Genomic DNA, 588 nt, shown 5'->3' with positions numbered 1-588 from the left:
TCATGGCGTCTACCGCCTTCAATCCCGTCTGCAACGGTTGGTTCACAGGCTGACGGTAGATTACTCCCGGAGCTTTCCGTTCCAATGGCATATCATACAGTTCGCCTCCAACCAGTCCCTTGCCGTCGAGCGGTTCGCCCAGCGGGTCGATCACACGTCCCAGCATGCCCTCTCCTACACGGATAGAAGCGATACGTTTGGTACGTTTCACGACGAATCCCTCTTTGATCTTGTCCGTCGGACCCAACAGCACAGCACCCACGTTGTCCTCTTCGAGGTTCATCACGATTGCTTTGATACCATTGTCAAACTCCAGCAATTCATTGGCTTCGGCATTTCGCAATCCATAGATACGCACTACGCCGTCGCTCACCTGGAGCACCGTACCGATTTCGTCAAGTTGCACATTGGCGTTGATTCCTTCGAGCTGCTTGCGCAATATATCAGATACTTCGCTTACTTTTATATTTTCAGACATTATACAATTCTCCTATTCTTATCAATAAATTGTTGTTTCACTCGCTTCAACTGCGTGGCAACGCTTGCATCCAGTCGGTAGTCGTTGACATCGAAGATAAATCCTCCTTC

2 pseudogenes are annotated in these 588 nt (G+C 49.5%); both read right to left on the bottom strand.

Going from position 1 to position 588, the window contains the following annotated elements:
- Positions 1 to 478: pseudogene (locus AB5935_RS25290) on the bottom strand (F0F1 ATP synthase subunit alpha); the annotation flags it as partial.
- A pseudogene (locus AB5935_RS25285) lies at positions 478 to 588 on the bottom strand (F0F1 ATP synthase subunit delta); the annotation flags it as partial. The pseudogenes AB5935_RS25290 and AB5935_RS25285, both read right to left, overlap by 1 nt.

This window comes from Phocaeicola sp. RTP21198st1_B8_RTP21198_201120, assembly GCF_040929485.1.
Lineage (GTDB): Bacteria > Bacteroidota > Bacteroidia > Bacteroidales > Bacteroidaceae > Phocaeicola > Phocaeicola dorei.
The sequence above is the reverse complement of the archived record's forward strand: the minus strand, read 5'-3'. Positions and strand labels throughout refer to the sequence as shown.